Source organism: Paenarthrobacter sp. NPDC089675 (assembly GCF_044749185.1).
Lineage (GTDB): Bacteria > Actinomycetota > Actinomycetes > Actinomycetales > Micrococcaceae > Arthrobacter.
The window spans coordinates 574,623-597,022 of the sequence record NZ_JBIVHM010000001.1 but is presented as its reverse complement, the minus strand read 5'-3'; the positions used below and the strand labels follow the sequence as shown (position 1 = coordinate 597,022).

At 64.2% G+C, this 22,400-nt stretch carries 22 protein-coding genes and 1 tRNA gene; 5 read left to right on the top strand and 18 right to left on the bottom strand.

Annotation, left to right across the window (positions count from 1 at the left end):
- Positions 1-49: 49 nt before the first annotated feature.
- The 5 genes from mutM to coaD form a co-directional block, all read right to left on the bottom strand.
- Entirely contained in the window at positions 50-985 is a 936-nt protein-coding gene (mutM, locus tag ACIPY2_RS02820) for a bifunctional DNA-formamidopyrimidine glycosylase/DNA-(apurinic or apyrimidinic site) lyase (protein ID WP_400264850.1), read from the bottom strand.
- Positions 986-988: 3 nt separating this feature from the next.
- The gene (gene rnc / locus ACIPY2_RS02815) at positions 989-1,699 is read right to left on the bottom strand and encodes a ribonuclease III (protein ID WP_400264849.1); all 711 of its coding nucleotides are present in this window, start codon (positions 1,697-1,699) and stop codon (positions 989-991) included.
- Positions 1,700-1,722: 23 nt separating this feature from the next.
- The gene (gene rpmF / locus ACIPY2_RS02810) at positions 1,723-1,926 is read right to left on the bottom strand and encodes a 50S ribosomal protein L32 (RefSeq protein WP_347107729.1); all 204 of its coding nucleotides are present in this window, start codon (positions 1,924-1,926) and stop codon (positions 1,723-1,725) included.
- A 33-nt stretch (positions 1,927-1,959) separates the two neighbouring features.
- Positions 1,960-2,487: a YceD family protein gene (locus ACIPY2_RS02805; RefSeq protein WP_400264848.1), complete on the bottom strand. Its 528-nt coding sequence runs from the start codon at positions 2,485-2,487 to the stop codon at positions 1,960-1,962.
- A gap of 166 nt (positions 2,488-2,653) precedes the next feature.
- Positions 2,654-3,154: a pantetheine-phosphate adenylyltransferase gene (gene coaD / locus ACIPY2_RS02800; RefSeq protein WP_400264847.1), complete on the bottom strand. Its 501-nt coding sequence runs from the start codon at positions 3,152-3,154 to the stop codon at positions 2,654-2,656.
- 35 nt (positions 3,155-3,189) lie between these two features.
- Here coaD and ACIPY2_RS02795 point away from each other — a divergent pair, with 35 nt between their 5' ends.
- Both ACIPY2_RS02795 and ACIPY2_RS02790 read left to right on the top strand, forming a co-directional pair.
- Positions 3,190-4,428, top strand: a complete 1,239-nt coding sequence (locus ACIPY2_RS02795) for an aminotransferase class I/II-fold pyridoxal phosphate-dependent enzyme (protein WP_400264846.1) — start codon at positions 3,190-3,192, stop codon at positions 4,426-4,428.
- Positions 4,429-4,478: 50 nt separating this feature from the next.
- Positions 4,479-5,216: a spermidine synthase gene (locus ACIPY2_RS02790; RefSeq protein ID WP_400264845.1), complete on the top strand. Its 738-nt coding sequence runs from the start codon at positions 4,479-4,481 to the stop codon at positions 5,214-5,216.
- Here ACIPY2_RS02790 and rsmD read toward each other — a convergent pair.
- The 4 genes from rsmD to thiL all read right to left on the bottom strand — a co-directional run bounded on the left by rsmD (position 5,213) and on the right by thiL (position 10,164).
- Positions 5,213-5,779 (bottom strand): 16S rRNA (guanine(966)-N(2))-methyltransferase RsmD, encoded by a 567-nt coding sequence (rsmD, locus tag ACIPY2_RS02785; RefSeq protein ID WP_400264844.1) that lies wholly within the window; start codon positions 5,777-5,779, stop codon positions 5,213-5,215. The genes ACIPY2_RS02790 and rsmD overlap by 4 nt on opposite strands.
- A 111-nt stretch (positions 5,780-5,890) precedes the next feature.
- On the bottom strand, positions 5,891-8,146 hold the full coding sequence (locus ACIPY2_RS02780) for an ATP-dependent DNA helicase RecG (RefSeq protein WP_400264843.1): 2,256 nt from the start codon (positions 8,144-8,146) through the stop codon (positions 5,891-5,893).
- Entirely contained in the window at positions 8,136-9,128 is a 993-nt protein-coding gene (locus tag ACIPY2_RS02775; protein ID WP_400265101.1) for a DAK2 domain-containing protein, read from the bottom strand. The genes ACIPY2_RS02780 and ACIPY2_RS02775 overlap by 11 nt, the downstream gene beginning before the upstream one ends.
- 22 nt (positions 9,129-9,150) lie before the next feature.
- Entirely contained in the window at positions 9,151-10,164 is a 1,014-nt protein-coding gene (gene thiL / locus ACIPY2_RS02770; protein ID WP_400264842.1) for a thiamine-phosphate kinase, read from the bottom strand.
- Between the two features lie 53 nt (positions 10,165-10,217).
- Here thiL and ACIPY2_RS02765 point away from each other — a divergent pair, with 53 nt between their 5' ends.
- Positions 10,218-10,712 (top strand): DUF3515 domain-containing protein, encoded by a 495-nt coding sequence (locus ACIPY2_RS02765; protein WP_400264841.1) that lies wholly within the window; start codon positions 10,218-10,220, stop codon positions 10,710-10,712.
- A gap of 18 nt (positions 10,713-10,730) precedes the next feature.
- On the opposite strand, the gene ACIPY2_RS02760 is transcribed toward ACIPY2_RS02765, so the two are convergent.
- The 6 genes from ACIPY2_RS02760 to leuC form a co-directional block, all read right to left on the bottom strand.
- Positions 10,731-11,870: a D-alanine--D-alanine ligase family protein gene (locus ACIPY2_RS02760; protein ID WP_400264840.1), complete on the bottom strand. Its 1,140-nt coding sequence runs from the start codon at positions 11,868-11,870 to the stop codon at positions 10,731-10,733.
- Positions 11,870-12,922 carry an NAD(P)H-dependent glycerol-3-phosphate dehydrogenase gene (locus ACIPY2_RS02755; protein ID WP_400264839.1) on the bottom strand — a complete coding sequence of 351 codons (1,053 nt, stop codon included), beginning with the start codon at positions 12,920-12,922 and terminating at the stop codon, positions 11,870-11,872. Before ACIPY2_RS02755 ends, ACIPY2_RS02760 begins: the two co-directional genes overlap by 1 nt.
- Entirely contained in the window at positions 12,919-13,746 is an 828-nt protein-coding gene (locus ACIPY2_RS02750) for a lysophospholipid acyltransferase family protein (RefSeq protein ID WP_400264838.1), read from the bottom strand. The genes ACIPY2_RS02755 and ACIPY2_RS02750 overlap by 4 nt, the downstream gene beginning before the upstream one ends.
- Before the next feature lie 12 nt (positions 13,747-13,758).
- The gene (gene murA / locus ACIPY2_RS02745) at positions 13,759-15,084 is read right to left on the bottom strand and encodes a UDP-N-acetylglucosamine 1-carboxyvinyltransferase (RefSeq protein WP_400264837.1); all 1,326 of its coding nucleotides are present in this window, start codon (positions 15,082-15,084) and stop codon (positions 13,759-13,761) included.
- Between the two features lie 219 nt (positions 15,085-15,303).
- Positions 15,304-15,903: a 3-isopropylmalate dehydratase small subunit gene (gene leuD / locus ACIPY2_RS02740; RefSeq protein ID WP_400264836.1), complete on the bottom strand. Its 600-nt coding sequence runs from the start codon at positions 15,901-15,903 to the stop codon at positions 15,304-15,306.
- Between the two features lie 9 nt (positions 15,904-15,912).
- Complete coding sequence (leuC, locus tag ACIPY2_RS02735) at positions 15,913-17,364, bottom strand: 3-isopropylmalate dehydratase large subunit (RefSeq protein ID WP_400264835.1); 1,452 nt, start codon at positions 17,362-17,364, stop codon at positions 15,913-15,915.
- Positions 17,365-17,474: 110 nt separating this feature from the next.
- On the opposite strand from leuC, the gene ACIPY2_RS02730 reads away from it, so the two are divergent.
- On the top strand, positions 17,475-18,194 hold the full coding sequence (locus ACIPY2_RS02730; protein WP_347107735.1) for an IclR family transcriptional regulator: 720 nt from the start codon (positions 17,475-17,477) through the stop codon (positions 18,192-18,194).
- Positions 18,195-18,208: 14 nt separating this feature from the next.
- Complete coding sequence (locus ACIPY2_RS02725) at positions 18,209-18,745, top strand: DUF1697 domain-containing protein (RefSeq protein WP_400264834.1); 537 nt, start codon at positions 18,209-18,211, stop codon at positions 18,743-18,745.
- 57 nt (positions 18,746-18,802) lie between these two features.
- Here ACIPY2_RS02725 and ACIPY2_RS02720 read toward each other — a convergent pair whose 3' ends face one another.
- The 3 genes from ACIPY2_RS02720 to ACIPY2_RS02710 all read right to left on the bottom strand — a co-directional run bounded on the left by ACIPY2_RS02720 (position 18,803) and on the right by ACIPY2_RS02710 (position 22,363).
- Complete coding sequence (locus ACIPY2_RS02720) at positions 18,803-20,422, bottom strand: GTPase (protein ID WP_400264833.1); 1,620 nt, start codon at positions 20,420-20,422, stop codon at positions 18,803-18,805.
- Positions 20,419-22,191 carry a dynamin family protein gene (locus ACIPY2_RS02715; RefSeq protein WP_400264832.1) on the bottom strand — a complete coding sequence of 591 codons (1,773 nt, stop codon included), beginning with the start codon at positions 22,189-22,191 and terminating at the stop codon, positions 20,419-20,421. Before ACIPY2_RS02715 ends, ACIPY2_RS02720 begins: the two co-directional genes overlap by 4 nt.
- Before the next feature lie 99 nt (positions 22,192-22,290).
- A tRNA-Glu gene (locus ACIPY2_RS02710) sits at positions 22,291-22,363 on the bottom strand.
- Positions 22,364-22,400 lie beyond the last annotated feature (37 nt).

The following is a 22,400-nucleotide window of genomic DNA, read 5'->3' as shown; positions in this document are numbered from 1 at the left end:
ACCATTGCGCCCGGGAATGCGGAACAGTTTTGGCCCTGTGAAACCGGCGCTACCAGCGACCGTTCCGCGGCCGGGGCTGGCAGACCGGACAGGTGTAGGACGAACGGTTCATGAACTGCTCGCGCTTGATGGTGCCGGCTTCGCAACGCCGGCACACCTCGCCTTCGCGGCCGTAGGCGTTGAGTGACCGTGAAAAGTAGCCGGAATCGCCGTTGACATTGACGTACAGCGAATCGAAGCTGGTTCCTCCGGCCTCGAGGGCAGCATTCATGACGTCCCTGGCTGCATCCACGAGTCGCTCAGCATCACTCCGCCGCAACTTGTCCGTGGGCCGGGCATAATGCATCCGCGCCCGCCAAAGGGCCTCATCTGCGTAGATATTGCCTATGCCGGAAATGAGCGACTGATCCAGCAGCGCCCGCTTTATTCCGGTCTTCTTCGCCTTGACCTTGCGGTAGAACGCCTCGAAGGAGAACCAAGGGTCCAAGGGGTCACGGGCAATATGCGATGCCTCTTCGGCGATCTCGGGCAGCGGAGTCTCACCCAGCCCGCCGGGTCCACCGTCCGGTGTGGGTACCAAGGAAGTCACGAACAACCCGCCGAAAATGCGCTGGTCAACGAATCGAAGCTGCTCCGGCATGCCTTCCGATTCGCTCAACCGGATCCGGACTTTGAGGTGTTTCTCATCGGGAACACGGGGATCCTGCATCAGCAACTGGCCGCTCATGCCCAGATGCGCCATGAGCGCCGTCTTGGGAAGGGAATCGTCGGCGTCCTCCATGGCAAGGGGCATCCAGAGGAACTTGCCGCGGCGCACGACGTCCAGGACGGTTGCCTGCTCAAGGTTACCCGTGAAGTCCTGCGAGCCGAGGACGTGCCTTCGAATTGAACGGGAATCGAGGACGTCCACCCCTGTGATGCGGCGACCGCGCACCCAACGGGCCAGCCCGCGGCGCACCACCTCGACCTCCGGGAGTTCAGGCATTTCTCAGGCTGAAGCCGGTCCGGCCGAAGTCTGGTCGAGGGTATTCAGCACGCGCCAGGCGTCGGCAGCGGCTTCCTGTTCGGCTTCCTTCTTGGAATGCCCGGAGCCGCGGCCGTAAGGGGTACCACCGACGTGGAGGACTGCTTCGAAGGTCCGGGCATGGTCCGGCCCCGAGCCTTCTACGGCATAGTGGATTGCCCCGAGCTGCCGGCTGGCGGCCAACTCCTGAATGCTGGTCTTCCAGTCGGTGCCTGCTCCCAGTGCGCCCGCGTCCTTCAGGAGCGGGCCTACAAGCCGCATGACCAGTTGGCGCGCCGTTTCCATGTCGTTGGACAGGTACGTCGCCCCGATAAGGGCTTCCATGGTGTCGGCCAGGATGGAGGCCTTGTTCTTCCCGTCGGTCAGCTTTTCGCCCTGACCGAGGTAAATGAATTCGCCGACGCCGAGCTTCCGGCCAATACCTGCCAGCGCGCGTGTACTGACGACGGCGGAGCGCCTCTTTGCGAGCTCGCCTTCAGGCAGTTCGGGGTGCTCCCGATACAGGGAATCGGTAACGGAGAAGCCCAGGATGGAATCGCCAAGGAACTCGAGTCGCTCATTGGTGGGGATTCCGCCATTCTCGTACGCGTACGAGCGATGTGTCAGAGCAAGACGAAGCGTCTCGGTGTCAATGGAGACACCGAGACGCTTCAGAAGCTCTTCAGTTGAAGACATCCTTTGTCAGCCTATGCGGCAGATCAGGCGTCTGCGACCTTGCGGCCCTTGTATTCAAGGAACAGCGCAGTGCCGGCGGAGTCGGTGACGACCTTTGCCTGGTGCGGCAGGCTGTAGGTGACCTGTCCGTTTTCGATGGTCTTGACCAGGGCAGGGGCAGTTGCCTTCCACTGGGCACGGCGGGCGCGTGTGTTTGCGCGAGACATTTTCCGCTTGGGAACAGCCACGGCTATCTCATTTCTCTCTTAGTCCAACAGTTACTAATCAGTTTGCCGGTCAGTCTTAGCCAGATCAGCTAGGGCAGCCCAGCGAGGGTCCAGGACCTCGTGGTGGTGCCCCGGCTCGTCTTCCAGGCGCACTCCGCATTCGGAGCAAAGGCCCTGGCAGTCTTCCCGGCACACCGGCTGGAACGGCAGCATAGTGACTACTGCGTCCCGCAACACCGGCTCAAGATCGATCAGATCGTGCTCGACTCGACGTTGCTCTTCATCGTCTTCCTCCGCCGAAAGCTCTTCGCCTTCGTAGAAGAAAAGTTCTTGCACATTGACCTCAAGGTCATACGCAAGGGGATCCAGGCATCGACCGCATTCGCCGGTTACTTCAACCAATGCGGTACCGGATACCAGAATTCCTTCGTGTACGGCCTCAAGCCGAAGATCCAGCTCGACATCCGAGCCTTCCTTCACGCCAATGAGTGCCACACCAAGGTCACTTGGTGCTGGTACATGTTCGTTGAGTGTCCGCATGGTCCCTGGACTGCGTCCAAGGTCCTTGACTACCAGCGCCAAGGGCGAACTTGCATCTCGCTTAATGAGAACTCCTGTAGAACATATGACCGACGTACCATCTTAGCCTGATCGCGGGTGCCGACTCAAACCGGCGCCGTGCGCGCCAAAACGCCACGGAATTCGGTGCGGGACCTCCGGCACCAGGCTGCGGAGTACGGCTTAAAGACTACCCCCTGCGGCCATGCTCTGCCGGAGGCTCGCCGGAGAGCAGGCGCCTGAGGACGGACTTGGGGACAAAGTCCGCAACGTCGCCGCCCAGGACACTGACCTCCTTGATCAGGGTGGAAGACAAATGCACGTAATGGGCCTCAGCGGGCAGGAAGACCGTCTCAACGCCCGACAGTTGCCTGTTCATCGTGGCCATGGGCAATTCGTAATCGAAGTCCGAGGAAGAACGCAGACCCTTGACGATCGCAGAAACACCGCGCTGCCTGCAGTACTCGGCGAGCAATCCCTCACCCATCGGCTCAACGATGATGCCGCGCAGGGAGGCAAGCGTCTCGCGGGCCATCTCCATGCGTTCCTCAAGGCCGAAACGGTACTTCTTGGCGTAATTGGTGGACACGGCCACGATGACTTCGTCGAACAACCCGGCGGCGCGGGCAATGACTTCGAGATGTCCGTTGTGGATGGGGTCAAAGGATCCGGGGCAAACCGCACGTCTCATGGATCGAACCTACCGCAAAGCTTTGCCGGGATACCATGGCAGACATGTCAACGGCAGGAACCAGCGCCCCGGACCATGCAAGTACGCCCTGGCAGCGGGCAGCCGAGGGCGCCAATTTGCTCTCCCCCGAAGGGAACCTCGGGGTGACCATCTTCGAGGAGATGACCACCCTCGCGAACTCCACCGGAGCCATCAACCTCGGTCAGGGTTTTCCCGACGAGGACGGGCCGGCAGGCATGCTGGCCGCAGCACAATCCGCCATCGCCTCCGGGGCCAACCAATACGCTCCCGGGAAAGGCATCCCCCTGCTGCGCCAGGCGGTCTCGGACCACCAGGAGAGGTTCTACGGACTCAAACCTGATCCGGAGACTGAAGTGGTGATCACCACGGGCGCAACCGAGGCCATTGCCGCCTCGCTCCTTGCCTTCGTTCAGCCCGGCGACGAAGTCCTGACTTTTGAGCCGTTCTATGACTCGTACGGCGCCATCATTGGGTTGACCGGCGCCCGCCATGTCACAGCCCCCCTGCTGGCCCCCGACTTCCTGCCTGACCTTGACACCCTCGAAGAGGCGTTCAGCGACAGGACGAAGGTGGTACTGCTTAACAATCCCCACAACCCGATGGGCACGGTCTTTCCCAGGGAGGTCCTTGCCAAGGTGGTTGAACTGGCCGGCAAATACAACGCCATCATTGTCAGCGACGAGGTTTATGAGCACCTGACGTTCGGGACACCGCATATCCCGATTGCTTCGCTTCCCGGGGCAGCAGAGCGGACCATCACCATCTCGTCTGCGGGAAAGACATTCTCGTTCACGGGATGGAAGATCGGCTGGCTCAGTGGACCAGCCCACCTCGTGGGCGCCGCCCGTACCGTCAAGCAGTTCCTTAGCTACAGTTCGGGCACACCTTTCCAGGGAGCGGTTGCCGAGGGGTTGTCCATGCCTGATGCCTTCTTCGCAGGGATCGCGGACACGCTCAGGCAAAAGCGGGACATCCTTGCCGACGGGCTCGTCGCGGCCGGCTTGCGCGTCTACATCCCGCAGGGCACCTATTTCATCAACGTGGACACCTCTCCGTTGGGAATCAGAGACTCAGTCGACCTGGCGCGCCGGCTCCCCGCCCTGGTGGGCGTAGCGGCGATCCCTGTTCCGGTGTTCTGCCATGAGGAAGGAGCCGAGCGCACCAAGAGCCTCCTGCGCTTCGCCTTCTGCAAGAAGACCGGGATCCTTGAAGACGCGGCATCGCGCCTGGCGACTCTGAAGGAAAAGCTCTGAACAGCAAAGGCGGCGAGCACACGGCGTCACGTTTCCTCCGGACCACCGGCGTGCACGCCACCATTGAAGCGGACACCCTTGTCCCCGGCAGCTACATCCTCAGCATCGGCGGCGCCGAGCAATCCCATGTAAATCTCGCCAACCCGGCGGAAATCTTTTACGAGTACCTGCGCAGAATCGGCCACGTGGTGGATCTGGTTGCCGAACAAGGAAGGCCGGTCAGCGCCCTTCACCTTGGAGCCGGGGCCCTGACTCTGGCCCGCTACATCCAGGCCACGCGGCCCGGCTCGGACCAGCATGCCGTCGAGCTGGAACGGGAACTGTTGGACTTCGTCCTGCAGAAGCTCCCGATGCCGGAAGGCACCCGGCTGGCCACGCATATTGCCGACGCCCGGGAAGCCCTGGCGGAACTGCCCGCGGACCTGCGTTTCGACGTCGTGATCCTGGACATCTTCTCCGGACCCGAGGCGCCTGTTCACATCGCCCGCCGCGAGTTCTACGAAGAGGCAGCACAGCGGTTGCGGCCCGGTGGCGTGCTGATAGTCAACGTGGGAGACGAACCCGCGCTGACGCTGGTTCGCAGCCAGGCCGCCGCGATGCGGCAGGCAATGACCGACGTTGCCGCCTTCGCGGAATCAGGCATGTTCGAGGGCCGCTATCCCGGCAACATCATCCTGGTGGGCACCCAGGATCCGTGGCCTGCCGGGTGGACGCGCGAACTGTTGGCCCGCGGCCCCCACCCCGCCGCCGTGCTCACCGGCGTAGAGCTGGACAGGCTCTCAGGCTAGGCCGGTTCGGCAAACCAGAGCATGGTTTCGCCGTACTTCTTCCCGGCAAAGCATTCCAGGGCGTCCGGCCAGGCAGGTTCGTCACTGCGTGAGGAGCGTTCGACAACCACCACCGCGCCTTCGTCCAAGTGCGAAGCAAGCTTCTCCAACACAGCGCTCAGGGCAGGTTCCCCGAGCGGATAGGGCGGGTCGAGGAAGACAAGGTCCCAAAGGACGTCCTCCCCCGCCCGCTCGAGGAAAGACTCCACCTTCGAGCGGTGCACCGAGACTGTCCTGCTGCCCAGGACCTGGTTGACCATGTCCGCATTGCGCTGGCAGACATCGCTTGCACGGGCGTCGAACTCCACCAGTTCCACGCGACGGGCACCCCTGCTTGCACTCTCGATACCCAGCGAACCCGAGCCCGCGTAGAGATCGAGCACCCGTGCGTCATCGATGACCGCCAAAGATTCAAGGCGTGAGAACAAGGCCTCCTTGACCCGGTCTGTTGTTGGCCTGGTGGCAGTGCCGGGGACGCTGGTGAGCGGGTTGCCGCCTGCAACTCCCGCGATGATGCGGCTCATGCGCGGGCCCCCGGAACGAGGGAGCCGACGGGCCCGGGGCCCGCGCGCTTCCCGGCCGGGTTGATGCCAGCCGTGCGCTTCCCAGCCGGGTTGATGCCAGCCGCGTTCATGTCAGCCGCGTTCAAGGAACGCCTCCTTCTCAGGGTTCAAATAGTCATCGATCGCGGCTGCAAGGGCCGGCCGGTGCTCCAGCGACGGATCCTCCGCCACGAGCAACTGCGCATCCGCCCGGGCACGGGCAATGAGGTCTTCATGTTCCAGTACACGCAGCAACTTCAGCGTGGAACGCCCGCCGGATTGCGAAGCGCCCAGGATGTCCCCTTCGCGGCGAAGCTTCAGGTCTTCCTGCGACAATTCGAATCCGTCCGTGGTGGAAGCGACGGCGTCCAGCCTGCGCCTGCTGGGATGCCCGGGCTCGAGCGTGGTCACCAGCAGGCACGTCCCGGGAAGGCCGCCGCGGCCCACCCGTCCGCGCAGCTGGTGGAGTTGGGAGATGCCGAAGCGGTCCGCATCCAGGATCACCATGAGTGTGGCGTTGTGGACGTCCACGCCAACCTCAATCACGGTGGTGGACACAAGGACCTTGGTCTGATTGGCAGCGAAGGAGGCCATGGTTGCAGACTTCACCTCCGGCTCCTGCCGACCGTGAAGGGGAGCAACAGGAATGCCTTTCAGGGCAGGCTCGTCGAGAAGGCTCTCGACGACGGCGGTAACGGAGGCCAGCTCGCGCGCCGGGCCCTCGTCGGAGAGTTCCGCATCGCTCGGTTCCCTCTCCCCCGGACTGAAATCGCCGTCGTCGTCCGTTCCGATCTTCGGGCAAACGACGTAGACCTGGTGTCCCGCCTCTACTTCTTCCCGGGAACGTTTCCAGATCCGGTCTACCCAGCCGGGGTTCTCCACCAAGCCCACCACGTGGGTGGAAATGGGGGCTCGCCCTGCAGGCAACTCATCCAGGATGGATGTTTCAAGATCACCGAACACTGTCATGGCGACCGTGCGGGGAATGGGAGTTGCCGTCATCACCAGCAGGTGCGGAGGGCGCTGTGCCTTGGCCCGCAAGGCATCCCGCTGCTCCACCCCGAATCGGTGCTGTTCATCGACCACAATCAGCCCAAGGTCCTGGAAACTGGTCTTATCGCTCAAAAGGGCATGCGTGCCAATGACGATCCCCGCGTTCCCGGAAGCCGCATCCAGCATGGCCTGCTTGCGGGCCGCCGTCGGCATGGATCCCGTCAGGAGCGTCACCTGCACACCGTCGCCGGCCGATTCGCCACCGAGCATGCCTGAACCGCCGAACAACTGGTCACGGGCCAGTGATCCAAGGGTCTTCCGGATGGACTGGAAATGCTGGGCGGCCAGGACTTCGGTGGGGGCCAGGAGCGCTGCCTGCCCACCGGCGTCCACCACCTGCAGCATGGCGCGCAGGGCAACGATGGTTTTTCCGGACCCCACCTCGCCCTGGAGCAACCGGTTCATCGGTGTGTCCCGGCCCAATTCCTCGGACAAAGTCTTCCCGACGGCCGACTGGCCGGCCGTCAGGGTGAAAGGCAGGTTGCGGTCGAACTCCTCCAGGAGTCCGCCGCTAACGGCCCGCCGGGCCGTCGCTTCCTCTGCGGCCAACTGGGCGCGCCTGCGTGCCAAGGCAGTCTGCAAGACCAAGGCTTCCTGGTAGCGGAAGCGGCCCTGTGCCCGCTGCCAATCCTTCGCGGTCTCCGGCGTGTGGATCAACCGGTACGCTTCCGCAACGCCGGGCAGCCCGTCCCTCCGGGCCACATTTTCCGGCAGTGGATCGGCCAGCGAGTCCAGGTCGAGTGTCTCAAGCAGGGCTTTGATGACTTTGTGGATGGACCAACTGGTCAGCTTCGCCGTGGCCGGGTAGACAGGGATGGGCATTGCTGCCAGCTTTTCGGGATCGGCGGCACCCTCGGCGTCCGGATCTTCATCCAGCAGGAGGAAATCCGGATTCGTCAGCCCCAACGCACCCGCGTAGCGTGAAACCTTGCCCGAAAACATGGCCCGGCGGCCCGGGAGAAGTTCGGCTTTGGCGCGGAAGCCGTTGAAGAAACTGACCTTCAGCGTTCCCGGGACATGGGCACCCCCGGCTTCGTCCGTCACCACGATATCGGTGATGGATCCCCGCCGTGCGCGCATCTGGCGCGTGCTGTTGGATACGACCCTGGCGATCAGGGTCACTTCCTCATCCAGGGGAAGTTTACTGATGGGGGTCAACTCGCCACGGCTCAAATAGCGCCGGGGAAAGTAGTTCAGCAATGCACCCGTTGTCCGCAAGCCCAGGTGCTTCTCGATAACGGCGGCGGAGCGTTTACCGATCCGGCGTTCCAGCGGCAGTTCAAGTTCAGTCGTCATGCCCACCCAGAGCATCCCGGGGTACTGCCAACTGGCTGACGGCTATGTCCGTGGGGTCGCCCAGTGAACGGATGAGGGCAACGGCCGGCTCGGGCTCCGGAACATGCACGTGCACCCGCCACCGGTATACGGCGTCCATAGGGGAATCGTCGTCGTCATCATTGGAGACGCCGCCCACCTGGCTCATGATGACGGAATCGCCCATCTCGTCCAGCCGCTGGCGCAGCACTGCAGCATCCAACGGCGAAAGGTCGATGGTGCACATGACTTCCACGCCCTCGTCTGCAGGCATGTGCTCATGGATGTGGGGGTCCTGCAGTTGGTAGCCGTGGAGGCCGTCCAGGAGTTCGTCCTGCAGTTCTTCGCCCAAGACGGCCGAACGGAGGCAGTCAAGGACAAGCAGCATGCCCACTCCACCGGCGTCCACTACGTGCGCGGCCTGAAGGGGAGCCAGTTCGTCCTCGGTCCGGACTACCGCCTGCAAAGCCGCTTCCACGGCGGCGTCGAGGGCGAGTCCCAGGGCGTGGTTGCTGTCGTCGCCGCCTTGGGCGGCATCGGCGGCCTGGGCCGCATGGGCGGCGGCCTCAAGAACAGACAACATGGTTCCGGACACCGGCTCGCTCAAGGCCGACCACGCCCTGATCTGTGCCCGGTTCAACGCAGCCGCTAGCAACGGGGAGCTGAGCCGGGGCTTACCTGCCAACGGTTCCGCTGCCGCGCAGAGGAACACAGCGAACAGGGTCCCGGAATTGCCGCGGGCCTTCTCCATGGCGGCCTGTCCCGCGCGCGCCAGCACAGCGCCAACATCGTTGCCTGTCTCTGCCGGATCGGCCCCGCTATCCGACGCCGACGCCGCTGCGCGGACCGTAAGGTACAGGTTGGTGCCGGTATCGCCGTCCGCAACAGGAAAGATATTGATCGCATTCAGGCGGTCGCTGTGATTGCCAAGGACAACCTCAGCCTTGGTCAGCCAACGCTTCATGGCGTGCGCATTCGCTGCGATCTTAGTCTGCAAAATGATCCCATCCCACGGTGTCAGCAGCTTGCCCGGCGATCCGGACGCCGCCGCGTTGTGACTCGCCAACGGCCTGAACCGAGCCTATCGCAGTAAAGCCCTCCGGCAGCTGAATTCCTGCTGGGAACGTAGCCAGCAGCCCGTGGTCTTCTCCCCCGCCCAGGACCCAGGCAACAGGGTCCTGGCCCAGCAGTGCGGCGGCCGGCTCCAGCGCAACTGCGCGGGCCTTCAGCTCCACCGGGTCGAAGTCGAGCACCACGCCGCTCGCAGCGGCGAGCCTGCCGCCGTCGCGCATTAAACCGTCCGAGATGTCCATCATGGCAGTGGCCCCGACCCGCGCTGCCAGGGGCCCCGCTGCGAGGGGTGGCACCGGCCTGCATTGGCTGGCAACGAGTGCAAGTTGTTCGTCCGTAAAGTTCCGGAAAGGAACAGCACTTTCCAGCAGGGCCAGACCAGCAGCTGCCCGCCCCAGCGTTCCAGCCACGGCCACGACATCCCCCGCCCGGGCTCCCGAACGCAGCACAGGCGGCTGCCCGCCTAGTGAACCTACGACGGCGACGGTCACCGCAAGCTCCCGGCCGCGGCCGAGGTCGCCGCCGGCCACGGAACAGTCCCTTGCACCAAGCCCGTCAATGGCAGCGGTAAGCCCGTCCGCGAAGTCCTCTACCCACGCCACAGGGGTCGACGGGGGCATGGTGAGGCTGACAACCAAAGACATGGCAATTCCGCCCATGGCGTTGATGTCACTGACGTTTTGGGCTGCCGACTTCCAGCCGACATCGAAGCCCGTGGTCCGGTATCCACTGTTCCATTCCAAGCGGAAATCCTGGTCCTGGGTCTGGGTGTCTATGGAGATCAAGGCTCGGCCGTCAGGTGCGGCCACCAGCGCAGCGTCATCGCCGGGTCCCAGGATCACCCCTGGACTGCGGCGCAGGCGCGGGAAAATCCTGGCCAGGAGTTCGGACTCCGAGAGGTGGGCTACTGTCAGGTGTTCATCAGGCACGGCACTACGCTATCGCGCGCGGCCGACAGAATAATGCGGGATAGGCTTGACTGATGCATCGAAAGACCTTCCGGCGGGCAGCCGCGGCCATCACCGCCGCAGGAACCGCCGTCCTTGCACTGTCTGCCTGTTCTCCGCCCGTGGATGTTACCGCGGCGGGCGACGCTGCCAACCCGGCGTGCGCTCCTATGATGGTGGCCCTTCCGGACAAAATCGGGGACGCCCAACTGCGCAAGACCAACAGCCAGGCAACGGCGGCCTGGGGTGATCCCTCCCAGGTGATCCTGCGGTGCGGCGTCAACATTCCGGGTCCCACCACCGACCGCTGCGTGAGCGTCAACGACGTCGACTGGGTCATCAAGGAAGGCGATCCGTACTACACCCTCACCACCTACGGCAGGGAACCGGCAACGGAAATCCTGATGGATCCCGACAAGATCAGTTCAGCCACGGTTCTTGCCGACCTCGCAGCTGCGGCGGGCAAGATCAAGTCGACCCGTCAGTGCGTTGGACAGGAAGACCTGCAGAACCTGCCGTCCAGCAAGTAGGCGGACGGCAGGCCTGGCTCAGCGCAGGCCCGTCTTCCTGGTCAGCGCCAAGTGGATCAGTTCGTCAATCAGTTCCGGGTAGGACATTCCCGAGGCGGCCCACATCTGCGGGTACATGCTCTTGGGAGTGAAACCGGGCATGGTGTTGATTTCGTTGATCAGCAACTCACCGGCCGGCGTGTAGAAGAAATCAACGCGGCTCAGCCCTTCGCCGCCGACAGCGTCGAAAGCAACGGCGGCAAGTTCACGGACACGGGCGATGGCTTCGTCCGGTATGTCCGCAGGGCAGCTCAAGGCGGCCGCCCCGTCCTCGACGTATTTGGCGGCGAAGTCATAGAACTGGTGATCGCCCGGTGCTACGGCGATTTCGCCCGGCATGGACGTCCGGGGTGCATCCGTACCGCGCCCCTGCAGCACTGCACACTCAATTTCACGGCCCGTAATGCCTGCCTCGATGACCAGCTTGAGGTCGTGCCGGCGGGCTTCCTCGATGGCCTCGTCAAGGTGCTCCAGGGAGTCGACCTTTGAGATGCCCATGGATGAACCCGCCCTGGCGGGCTTGACGAAGACGGGGAAGCCAAGCTTGTCCACGCGCTTGCGGACGGCTTCGGGATCGGTGAGCCACTGCCTGTCGGTAACCGCCACATAGGGACCCACTGCCAGGCCGGCCGCTTCGAAAACCACCTTCATGAAGTGTTTGTCCATGCCCACGGCAGAAGCCAGGACACCGGCTCCCACGTAGCGGGTATCCGAAAGTTCCAGCAGGCCCTGAATGGTTCCGTCCTCGCCCCAAGGGCCGTGCAGGAGGGGGAACACAACGTCCACCGAGCCAAGTTCCTGCGGTACGGCGTTGGGCTCGGCAACGATCAGTTGGTGCTCACCGCCGATTTCGGCAAGGGTCACCGTCTTATCCGAGGCAGCCACTTCCGGGAGGGCGGAAGAACTGAGGGACCACTGGCTGGTGTCACCCGAGGCCAGCACCCATTGGCCGGACTTGGCGATGCCGATGGGCACGACGTCGTACTTGTCCCGGTCGATGGCACCCATGACACCGGCAGCCGTCACACAGCTGACAGCATGCTCACTGGAACGCCCACCGAACAGGATGGCCACGCGGGGCTTCCGGCCGGTTAAGGGAATGGATTCTTCGGTCACCATCAGTAGTCGCCTTCGGACTTCAGTGCCCGGGCCAGCAAACGCGGCCCCAGGTCATCAACGGACATCTTTCCTTCAAGGACCGCAACCACGGCCGCGGTAATCGGCATTTCGACATTCAGTTTTCCGGCAAGCTCGTGCACGGCAGGCCCGGACTTGATCCCCTCGGCAGTCTGGGTCATCCGGACGGCTACTTGGTCCAAAGTGAGGCCCTCGCCGAGGAGCCGCCCGGCTGTGTGGTTTCGGGACAGTGCCGAGGAGCAGGTAGCCACCAGGTCTCCAAGGCCCGCGAGGCCGGCGAGGGTTTGAGCCTCACCGCCCAGCGCAAGGGCCAGCCTGGAGGTTTCGGCCAGGCCCCGGGTAATGACCGAGGCCTTGGTGTTGTCCCCCAATTGCTTGCCCTCGCAAATGCCGACCGCCAGGGCTATGACATTCTTGACGATTCCGCCGATCTCCACGCCCACGACGTCGGTGCTGGTGTACGGGCGGAAGTACGGCGCGGTGCAGCAGAGGGCGATGGCCGCGGCTGTCTCGGCATCGCTGCAGGCCACCACGGAGGCCGTGGGTTGTTCCCGTGCGATCTCCATTGCCAGATTGGGCCCGGAAACTACGGCGACGCGCGATGCGGGAATCCCGAGTTCCTGGGCTATGACCTCGCTCATTCGCGCGTCAGTGCCCATTTCGAGGCCCTTCATCAGGGAGACAACCACCGCATTTGGTTCAAGGAGCGGTTTCCACTCACCCAACTGGGGACGCAGGGACTGGGCGGGAACCGCCAGCACCACGAGTTCCGCCCCGCGCAGCACTTCGGCGACGTCGGTTGACGCGCTGATCACTGGTGGAAGGGCGATGTGGTCAAGGTATTGCTCATTGCGGTGGACGGAGTTGATTTGCTCAACAACGCCCTCCCTGCGGCCCCATAACTGGATGGTCCGCTCGGCACCGGCTGCGGCCGCGGCGTCAGCGAGGACTTTTGCGAAAGTGGTGCCCCAGGAGCCCGCGCCAAGGACGGCTACTTTGCCCGGAGCGGGGACAGCAGGCTCGGGAAGGGTCATTTGCCGCCCTCGGTTTCGGGCGCGGAGTCCGCGGGCGCCCCGTGGACGGAATCATCAACCACTGCTGAAGTGGGCGTCGCGTTGGCTCCGCGTTCCACGAAGCGACCATGCTTGGCTTGCTGGTGGTTGGCGGGATCCCAACGCTCGGCGGGAGCTTCCTGGCCCCTGAGTGTGGCCAGGAGTTCCGTTATCGCGTCCATGATGACGTCCGTGGCCTCAGCCAGCGTGGTCCGGTCCAAGGGCCGGTCCCTGAAGGCGCTGAGGTCCACCGGGTCCCCCACCAAAACGCGGACCGTCTTCCGCGGAAATATGTGGAAGCGTTTGGCGTAGCGCGGGAACACCTCGTGGGCTCCCCAATGGGCCATGGGAACCACGGGGGCGCCTGTTTGCAAAGCAAGCCGGGCGGCTCCCGTGTGTCCTTTCATCGGCCATAGGTCCGGATCGCGGGTCAGGGTGCCTTCGGGATAGATGATGATCGCACCTCCCGCGTCCACCACCTCCTTGGCGACCTGCAGCGAGTGGTTGGCACCCGCCGTCGAACGTTCCACCGGAATCTGGCGGGTGGCACGCAAGAGGGAACCAAGTACCGGCGCCTTGAACAGCCCTGACTTCGCGAGGAAGTGCGGCGGCCGTTTGTGGTTGTAGAGCATGTGTCCGATCACGATGGGGTCGAGCTCGGTGCAGTGGTTGGGTGCGGCAATGAAACCACCCTTGGGGAGCCTCTCGGTCCCCTCCCACTTCTTGTCCATGAGGATGTTCATCAACGGGCGCGCGATGTTTGCCAGCAACACGAACGTGGCACGGCTCTTGGCCGATTCCTTCAAAGGAGTCCCTTGCTACTTGGTGGTGGTGATGTCGAAATCGGCGCCGAGGCCGGCGAGCTTTTCCGTGAAACGCTCATAGCCCCGGTTGATGATGTCGATGCCGGTAACGCGGGAGGTACCCGTAGCCGCCAGCGCCGCAATGAGGTGGCTGAAGCCGCCTCGAAGATCGGGGATGTCGATCTCGGTGCCACGCAGCGGGGTGGGGCCGGAGATGACTGCTGAGTGCAGGAAGTTCCGCTGGCCGAACCGGCACGGCACACTGCCAAGGCATTCGCGGTGGACCTGGATGTTGGCACCCATCCGGGCCAGGGCGTCCGTGAATCCAAAACGGTTCTCATAGACGGTCTCGTGGACAATGGAGACGCCCTCGGCCTGTGTGAGCGCCACAACGAGGGGCTGCTGCCAGTCAGTCATGAAGCCCGGGTGGACGTCCGTTTCCAGGACGAGCGGTGTGAGCTTGCCGCCCGGGTGGTAGAAACGGATGCCGTCGTCGCCGATATCCATCCCGCCGCCGACCTTGCGGTAGGTGTTGAGGAACGTCATCATGTCCCGCTGGGAAGCTCCCTCAACAAAGATGTCGCCGCGGGTTACCAAGGCAGCCGAGGCCCAGGAGGCTGATTCGTTGCGGTCCGGAAGTGCGCGGTGGTTGTACCCGCGAAGGTCCTTGACGCCTTCGATCCGAATGGTGCGGTCCGTCTGGACGCTGATGATGGCGCCCATTTTCTGCAGGACGGCAATGAGGTCGATAATCTCCGGTTCAGTGGCAGCGCCGCTGAGTTCGGTGATGCCCTCTGCCCGGGTCGCACTGAGCAGGACCTGCTCAGTGGCCCCGACTGAAGGGTAGGGCAGGGAAATCTTGGCCCCGTGAAGTCCGTGCGGTGCGGAGATATGGATGCCGCCGGGGCGCTTTTCCACCACGGCCCCGAACTGGCGGAGGACGTTGAGGTGGTAGTCGATCGGGCGGTCACCGATCTTGCAGCCGCCAAGGTCAGGAATGAAGGCCTCACCGATCGCGTGAATCAGGGGGCCGCACAGCAGGATCGGGATCCTGGAATCACCGGCGTGCGCGTCGATCGCCGTGCTGGAAGCGGTCTTGGCTTCCGTGGGGTCCAACGTCAGGTCGCCCGTCGCCGGATCCTTGGCCACGGTTACCCCATGGAGCTGCAGGAGGCTGGTAACCACCTCCACGTCCTTGATCTCCGGCACGTTCCGCAGCACGGAAGCTTCGCTGCCAAGAAGCGCCGCAACCATGGCCTTGGGTACAAGGTTCTTGGCCCCGCGTACGGTCACCCGGCCAGTCAATGGGACCCCACCGCGGATTGTCAGAACACTACTCATCTATACCGGTTTCCTTACGACTACTCGCCCCCCAAAACTTTCAAAGGCTCCAGCTAAGCATAGAAGCTCGTGTTACCGAACCGAAATGCGGATGCAGCGCGTCGGCGAATTGACACGCAACCTTACTACCCTGCAAAGAAAGACCGGCGGCCCTTTTCGAAAGGGACCGCCGGTCATCGTGCAGAGAGCCTAATACCCCCGCCCAAGGCTTGAAAGCATTCAGCTTTTCGCAGGGAGTGTGGTCGGTTTGAATGATGGCCTGGTGGCCTCATAAGCGGTGATGTCCTCCTCATGCTGGAGGGTCAACCCGATGTCGTCGAGGCCTTCCAAGAGGCGCCAGCGGGTGTAGTCGTCGATCTCGAAGGGGGCTACGACGTTGCCGCATTCGACGGTCTTGGACACCAGGTCCACCTTGACCTCGGCCCCGGGGTTGTTTTCCAGGACCTTCCAGATGAGCTCGATGTCATCCTGGGCCACCTCTGCGGCCAGGAGGCCCTGCTTGCCGGAGTTGCCGCGGAAGATGTCTGCAAACCGGGAAGACAGGACGGCTTTGAAACCGTAGTCCTTCAGCGCCCAAACAGCGTGTTCACGGGAGGATCCGGTGCCGAAGTCCGGGCCTGCCACCAGGACCGAGCCGGCGTTGAACGGAGCCTGGTTGAGGATGAAGGATTCATCCTTGCGCCAGGCGGCGAAGAGTGCGTCCTCGAAGCCGGTGCGGGTGATGCGCTTGAGGTACACGGCGGGGATGATCTGGTCGGTGTCCACGTTGCTCTGGCGCAGCGGGACCCCGATGCCGGTGTGGGTGGTGAATTTTTCCATGGGATCCTCCTAGACTGCGGTTCCGGTCAGCGTTCCGGCCGAGGCCGGTTCAAGGTCCGAAGGCGAGCTCAACGTCCCGCGGATGGCGGTGGCCGCCGCGACGACGGGCGAGACCAGGTGCGTGCGGCCGCCCTTGCCCTGACGGCCTTCGAAGTTGCGGTTGGACGTCGACGCGCAACGCTCCCCCGGTGCCAACTGGTCCGGGTTCATGCCCAGGCACATGGAGCAACCGGCGAAACGCCACTCGGCACCGAAGTCCTTGAACACTTTGTCCAGGCCCATGGCTTCGGCTTCCAAACGGACACGGGCGGAACCAGGAACCACCAGCATGCGCACGTTCGGGTCCTTCTCGCGGCCGCGGATGATGTCCGCGGCGGCACTCAGGTCCTCGATCCGCGAGTTGGTGCAAGAGCCCAGGAAGACCGTATCCACGCGGATGTCCTTCATGGGCGTTCCAGCTTCCAGTCCCATGTAGGTCAGCGCACGTTCAGCGGCCAGCTTGGCGTTTTCGTCGCCGAAGTCATCAGGGGACGGGACACTGGCCGACAGGGACACGCCCTGGCCGGGGTTGGTTCCCCAGGTCACGAACGGTTCCAAGGTGTTGGCGTCCAGGTCCACCTCGACGTCGAACGTCGCGTCCTCATCGGTGTGGAGCGTGTTCCAGTACTCGACGGCGGCATCCCAGTCCGCGCCTTCGGGCGCGTGCGGACGGCCCTTCATGTACTCGTAGGTCGTCTGGTCGGGGGCCACCATGCCTGCGCGGGCACCGGCCTCGATGGACATGTTGCAGATGGTCATCCGGGCATCCATCGACAAGGCGCGGATTGCCGAACCGCGGTACTCCAGGACATAGCCCTGGCCGCCGCCGGTCCCGATCTTGGCGATGACCGCCAGGATGATGTCCTTGGCAGTAACGCCCGGACGCAACGTTCCCTCGACATTGATGGCCATGGTCTTGAACGGCTTCAAGGACAACGTCTGGGTTGCCATGACATGCTCGACTTCCGAGGTGCCGATGCCCATGGCCAAGGCACCGAAAGCGCCGTGCGTGGAGGTGTGGGAATCGCCGCAGACCACCGTCATGCCCGGCTGGGTCAGGCCCAACTGCGGGCCAACGACGTGCACGATCCCCTGTTCCTTGTCACCGAGCGAGTGCAGGCGGACCCCGAACTCCTTGCAGTTGGCGCGCAGGGTCTCGATCTGCGTCCGGCTGGTGAGGTCGGCGATCGGCTTGTCGATATCCAGCGTGGGGGTGTTGTGGTCTTCGGTGGCGATGGTCAGGTCCACGCGGCGCAGCTTGCGGCCGGCCAGGCGCAGGCCCTCGAAGGCCTGGGGAGAGGTCACCTCGTGGACCAGGTGCAGGTCGATGAAAAGAAGGTCGGGCTGGGCATTGGCTCCTTCGCCTTCACCCTTGCGCACCACGTGCGCGTCCCAGACTTTCTCGGCCAGCGTCTTTCCCACGGCCTGCTCCCTTCACTATTGGTTGGTCTACATCAACTGAAGCAGCACGGCTGCAGGATAGGCCAGCGAAACAACTTGCATCTCAGATATTGAGACGGCAATATCATTACATGGACAATTCTAGTGGAGTCGGTGTCATTGATAAAGCGGCCCAGGTACTGGACGCCCTTGAGGCCGGGCCCACCACGCTCGCGCAGCTCGTGGCCGCCACAGGCCTCGCCCGGCCGACGGTTCACCGCCTGGCCCTGGCGTTGGTTCACCACCGCCTGGTGAGCCGCGACATCCAAGGACGCTTCGTCCTCGGAAGCCGCCTCGTTGAGCTCGCCTCGGCCGCCGGCGAGGACCGCCTTATCGCCTCGGCCGGTCCTGTGCTGATCCAACTCCGCGATGCCACCGGCGAAAGCGCCCAGATCTTCCGCCGCCAAGGTGACTGGCGCGTGTGCGTCGCCTCCGCTGAACGGCCCATTGGCCTAAGGGACACGATTCCCGTAGGTACCCAATTGTCCATGAAAGCCGGCTCCGCAGCGCAGGTGCTCCTCGCCTGGGAAGACCACGACCGCCTGCTGGAAGGCCTGCAGAACGCCCGCTTCACGCCCACCGTCCTGGCGGGAGTACGACGTCGGGGCTGGGGACAGAGCCTCGGCGAACGGGAACCCGGGGTCGCCTCGGTTTCGGCTCCCGTCCGCGGGCCCTCGGGCCGCGTCATCGCCGCCGTCTCCATCTCAGGTCCGATCGAGCGCCTCACCCGGCAGCCGGGCCGCCTCCACGCCGAGGTCGTCTGCAACGCCGCACGGGTCCTGACTGAGGCCCTGCGCAAGGGCAACGACTAAGGAGTTCCGGTCCGATGGAGAACTACGCGGTCTTCCTCAGGGGCATCAACGTAGGTGGCATCAATATCAAGATGGCCGACCTCAAAACAGCACTGGCGGACTATCCCTTCACCAAGGTCAAGACCCTTTTGGCCAGCGGAAACGTGGTCCTGCAAAGCGAACTCAGCCCTGCAAAGGTCAAATCGGAATTTGAAAAGTGCCTCCGGGACGGCTTTGGTTACGACGCCTGGGTGGTTGTTCTCACGGCCTCGCGGGTGGCTGCATTAGTGGAGGCCTGTCCTTACCCCGCCGACGATAAGGCAACCCACAGCTACATCACCCTGGCTTCGGACAAGGCCATGCTGGATGAGTTGTTCCGTGCGGGCGAGGAACTGGACGGTATGGAACAGGTCCGTTTGGGGCCGGAGGCGATGGCGTGGCTGGCACCTGCCGGCGGAACGCTGGACAGCCCGTTCAGCAAGTTGTCCTCCAAGGCCCGATACAAGGCCAGTACCACCACCCGGAACCTCCGTACGTTCATCAAGGTCAGGGACGCAGCCGCCGCACTGTGAAGTCAGCTCGCCGCAGGGCGCCTTTTTGCCGCAGTACGCCTTTTTGCCGCGGGGGCGTCAGCGGGTGCGGGCAGATTTCACCGCGGTATTGAAAGCCTTGAGCCGGGCTGTTTCGCCTTCCACCGGCAGGGCGATCTGCTCCTCCGCCACAGCCGCAACCGCCGCCTTCAGTCTCCGGCCGGCTCCACGGGCACGGGCTTTGGCAGCCAAACGGCCCAGCACCCTGCCGGTAATGGCAAGGACCACGCCGAGCAGCACTCCCCCGGCAACCATGAGGGTGGGCCACGGCCAACCCTCCGTCCTGGGAACCTCGGGCACCGGCAGCTGCAGGTAACCCAGGGCTGCCAGGACACCCAACCACCCCAAGCCGCCCACCGCAAGGAGCAAGGCGAGCCATTGGAACGTGTTGAACAGCGCCCACCAAAAGGGACGGCGTGAGGTCTTGAGGTCCGTCCCCGCTATGGCCTGGTCGAGGGCATCAGGAAGGCCCTCACGCGCCTCGCGTGCGGCTCCGCGGATTGCGGCGTGCCACGGACCGGGTGCACCCTCTGCGGCTTCCTCTGCAAAGCTCCGAACCGCTGCGTCGGCCCGTGCCTGTTCCGGGGCACCGGCGGGAGGCAACGACGTGCGGTTCAGCTCCGGATTCCTGTCCGCCCTGCCGAGGTTCAGTCGCCGCAACGGATCCGGCCGGAAGCGGAGCAACCAGCGCGTCACTGGCCAGCCTGTCCTGCGCGCGGACTCCCTCGCGAAGGACCGCGCCACTGCGTCAACCACTACCGGCACGTGCGCTGCCGCAGCCAGCTCAGCGGCCAGCTTTGCCTTGGAAGCGCCCGTGACACCGCGCGCTTCCCCTGGCCCGGCGGCAGAGACGAGGGCATCGGCAGCGGCCGTGACATCGGCGGAGAGCCGCTGCGTCGCGGCCTCCCGCTGCACCACGACGTTCCTGATCGCTGAGCGGACGGCCGAAACGCCGTCGCCCGTCAACGCTGAAGCTCCCAACACCGGGACGTTTCCCAGTCCGTCGCGGTCAAGGATGCCGTGCAGGGATTGCATGACCGCTTTGGCATCGCTCCCGCTGAGCTTGTCCAGCTGGTTCAGCACCACAAGCGTCACGGCGCCATGCGTTGCCATGGGCCGCAGGAAATCGTTGTGGACCGCCGCGTCGGCATACTTCTGGGGATCCAGCACCCAGACCAGGACATCCACCATCCCCGCCAAATGCTGCACCAGTTGCCGATTCGCGGCTTTGGTTGAATCGAAGTCGGGCAGGTCCAGCAGGATCAACCCCGTATCCTCGTCCGCGAAGTCCGCGACCCCGGGCAGCTCATGGCGTTCCTGGACTCCGAGCCAGTCCAGGAGCGGGCCGCTACCGGCCGCGCCCCAGATACCGGCCAACGGCGCCGAGGTGGTTGGCCTGCGCGCAGCGGCGGTAGCCAAGCTGCTACCTGAGACGGCGTTGAACAGGGAGGATTTGCCACTGCCGGTGGCGCCGAAAAAGCCCACCACAGTATGTCCGCCTGACAGGGAACGGCGGGACGCTGCCCGTTCCAGGACGTCGTAGACCATCTGGAGCTCTGTTTCCGGAAGCACACCTGCGGCCAGCTCCCTGGCCGTATTCAGCGCTTCGAGGCGCTCCTGCAGCCTGGAAGCCCTCCTGGCCTCGCTGTGGCGGCTCATGCTTCGCCTGCCAGCCGGCGCAGTTCCCTGGAATGGTCCATGAGGTACGCGGCGCCGGTCGGGCGTGCGGTATCAAGGCGCCCGAGAAACCGCTCCCGTTCGACGTCGAGGAGCTGTTGGCATCGTGCCTGCAGGTCCTGCCGGGCCTGGTTGGCTAGTCGCCGCACAGCGTCCTCGCCGAAGACCGCTTCGAGAAGGCGCTGGCCCACCACTGCCGTACCGCCGGCGATACCAATTTCCAAGCCGCTGAGCCCGGCGGTCATCGAAAAAACCACCACCATCAAGGCCGCCCCGAGCCCGTTGACGCCAAAGGAAAGCCAGCGCGCCTGGGTCCTTTTGCCTTGGCCCTGCGTGCGGATCAGTTCCATGAGTCCTTCCTGCCACTGCCGGATGGCCGCCGCCGCCCTTGCATCGAACCCTGGTGAGGCACCTGGGATTTCGTCGCCCAGGAGTTGGCGTCCGGCTGGATCCGACCGCCAGCGACGCTCCACGTTTTCCGCGGCGTTTGCGGCCTGGTCAAGGATCACTGCCTGCAGCCCGGATTCAATGGCGGTCTCGACTTTCACGGCCGGAGCCGGCTCGCCCCGGAAATACGCACCGAGCCGGTCGCGGAGGCGACCCACATTCTGTTCCAGGGCACGGAAGAACTCTCCCGTGCCCACAAAGTCCTGCCAACGGGCCAACACTTCGCCGCGCAGCAAGGCACCGTCCTTGGTGGCATCGATAATCCGCCGGAGCGCCTCGGCGTATTCCTCCACAGCCGTGTTGTGCAGTCCCTGGGCAGCAGCTTCCTGGGCCGATGCTGCTGTGGCGACGGACTCCAGCCGAACTGCTGCGGACTTGATCGCACCATGGAGAGTCCGTCGCGCCACGCTGCTGCGCTCTGCTGCATTGGCAGCAAGTGCCCCGAGCCATTCGGCAAGCTCATCGGCCGCTCCCGCGGGGAGCATCCCGCGATTGTCCAACGCCGTTTCCTGCACAACGAAAAGCCTGGCACCCGCCAGTCCCTGCCGTTCGAGCATGTCCCGCAGGTCCTCACGTACCTCGACTTCAGCGGCGGGCGGCACCCGGTCCAGGACAACCGCCACGGTGATGTCCCGCGCGGCCGCATCGAGGAGCAGGCGCCAGGGTACGGCGTCGGCGTATCTGTTCGCGGTGGTGACGAAGACCCACAGATCCGCAGCGGCAAGCAGCTGCCCCGCGAGCCGGCGGTTGTCGTCGGAGATCGAATCGATGTCCGGGGCGTCAAGCAAGGCGATTCCTTGCGGGATGTGCTCGTGGGCAACAAGGACAAGGGAACTGACCGCCGGGCTCCCCGCCGGGTGAACGGGTTGGTCGCCGGCCGTGGACGGTACCGCAGCAGCTGAACCCCTGATTCGGTCCAGGTTGGGAAGGATCCGCTTGCCCTCGAACCACTCGGCGTCGAGCGGATGGTGGAGGAGGATCGGCTGGCGTGTGGTTGGCCGGATGGCTCCGGCGCGGGTCACCGGGAATCCTGCGAGGGCATTTACCAACGTTGATTTGCCGGCACCCGTTGAGCCTCCAACGACAGCCAGGAGCGGGGCGTCCAGGCTGCGGTACCGGGGAATCACATAGTCATCGAGTTGGGCCAATATCTCGGTGACCGCCCTGCGGGCTTCTTCGGCGTCCGGAAGTGCCAGTGGCAACTGCACCCCCGCGATGCCGGCCCGGGCATTTTCCAGGGTTTCCAACGCCTGTTCCAGCGCAGGGACCTTGCCCTTGTCCGACGTTCCTCGATCTGCAGTCACTGCTTCATCATGCCAGCCGATAGTGCCCTGCCAGCCGAAGCAGGCAGGTATTCGGCAAAAAGAAATCCCCCGGAACCTGAGTTCCGGGGGATTCGCTTGTGACCCCAGCGGGATTCGAACCCGCGTTACCGCCGTGAGAGGGCGGCGTACTAGGCCGCTATACGATGGGGCCTTGCACTTTTTTATCACCGTTTCCGGCGATCAAGCTG

Excerpts from the sequence above, each read along its gene's own strand:
- mutM (WP_400264850.1), bottom strand. The coding sequence starts at position 985 with ATGCCTGAACTCCCGGAGGTCGAGGTGGTGCGCCGCGGGCTGGCCCGT.
- rnc (WP_400264849.1), bottom strand. The coding sequence starts at position 1,699 with ATGTCTTCAACTGAAGAGCTTCTGAAGCGTCTCGGTGTCTCCATTGAC.
- coaD (WP_400264847.1), bottom strand. The coding sequence starts at position 3,154 with ATGAGACGTGCGGTTTGCCCCGGATCCTTTGACCCCATCCACAACGGA.
- ACIPY2_RS02795 (WP_400264846.1), top strand. The coding sequence starts at position 3,190 with ATGGCAGACATGTCAACGGCAGGAACCAGCGCCCCGGACCATGCAAGT.
- rsmD (WP_400264844.1), bottom strand. The coding sequence starts at position 5,779 with ATGAGCCGCATCATCGCGGGAGTTGCAGGCGGCAACCCGCTCACCAGC.
- ACIPY2_RS02780 (WP_400264843.1), bottom strand. The coding sequence starts at position 8,146 with ATGACGACTGAACTTGAACTGCCGCTGGAACGCCGGATCGGTAAACGC.
- ACIPY2_RS02775 (WP_400265101.1), bottom strand. The coding sequence starts at position 9,128 with ATGAAGCGTTGGCTGACCAAGGCTGAGGTTGTCCTTGGCAATCACAGC.
- ACIPY2_RS02765 (WP_400264841.1), top strand. The coding sequence starts at position 10,218 with ATGCATCGAAAGACCTTCCGGCGGGCAGCCGCGGCCATCACCGCCGCA.
- ACIPY2_RS02760 (WP_400264840.1), bottom strand. The coding sequence starts at position 11,870 with ATGGTGACCGAAGAATCCATTCCCTTAACCGGCCGGAAGCCCCGCGTG.
- ACIPY2_RS02755 (WP_400264839.1), bottom strand. The coding sequence starts at position 12,922 with ATGACCCTTCCCGAGCCTGCTGTCCCCGCTCCGGGCAAAGTAGCCGTC.
- murA (WP_400264837.1), bottom strand. The coding sequence starts at position 15,084 with ATGAGTAGTGTTCTGACAATCCGCGGTGGGGTCCCATTGACTGGCCGG.
- leuD (WP_400264836.1), bottom strand. The coding sequence starts at position 15,903 with ATGGAAAAATTCACCACCCACACCGGCATCGGGGTCCCGCTGCGCCAG.
- ACIPY2_RS02730 (WP_347107735.1), top strand. The coding sequence starts at position 17,475 with ATGGACAATTCTAGTGGAGTCGGTGTCATTGATAAAGCGGCCCAGGTA.
- ACIPY2_RS02725 (WP_400264834.1), top strand. The coding sequence starts at position 18,209 with ATGGAGAACTACGCGGTCTTCCTCAGGGGCATCAACGTAGGTGGCATC.
- ACIPY2_RS02720 (WP_400264833.1), bottom strand. The coding sequence starts at position 20,422 with ATGAGCCGCCACAGCGAGGCCAGGAGGGCTTCCAGGCTGCAGGAGCGC.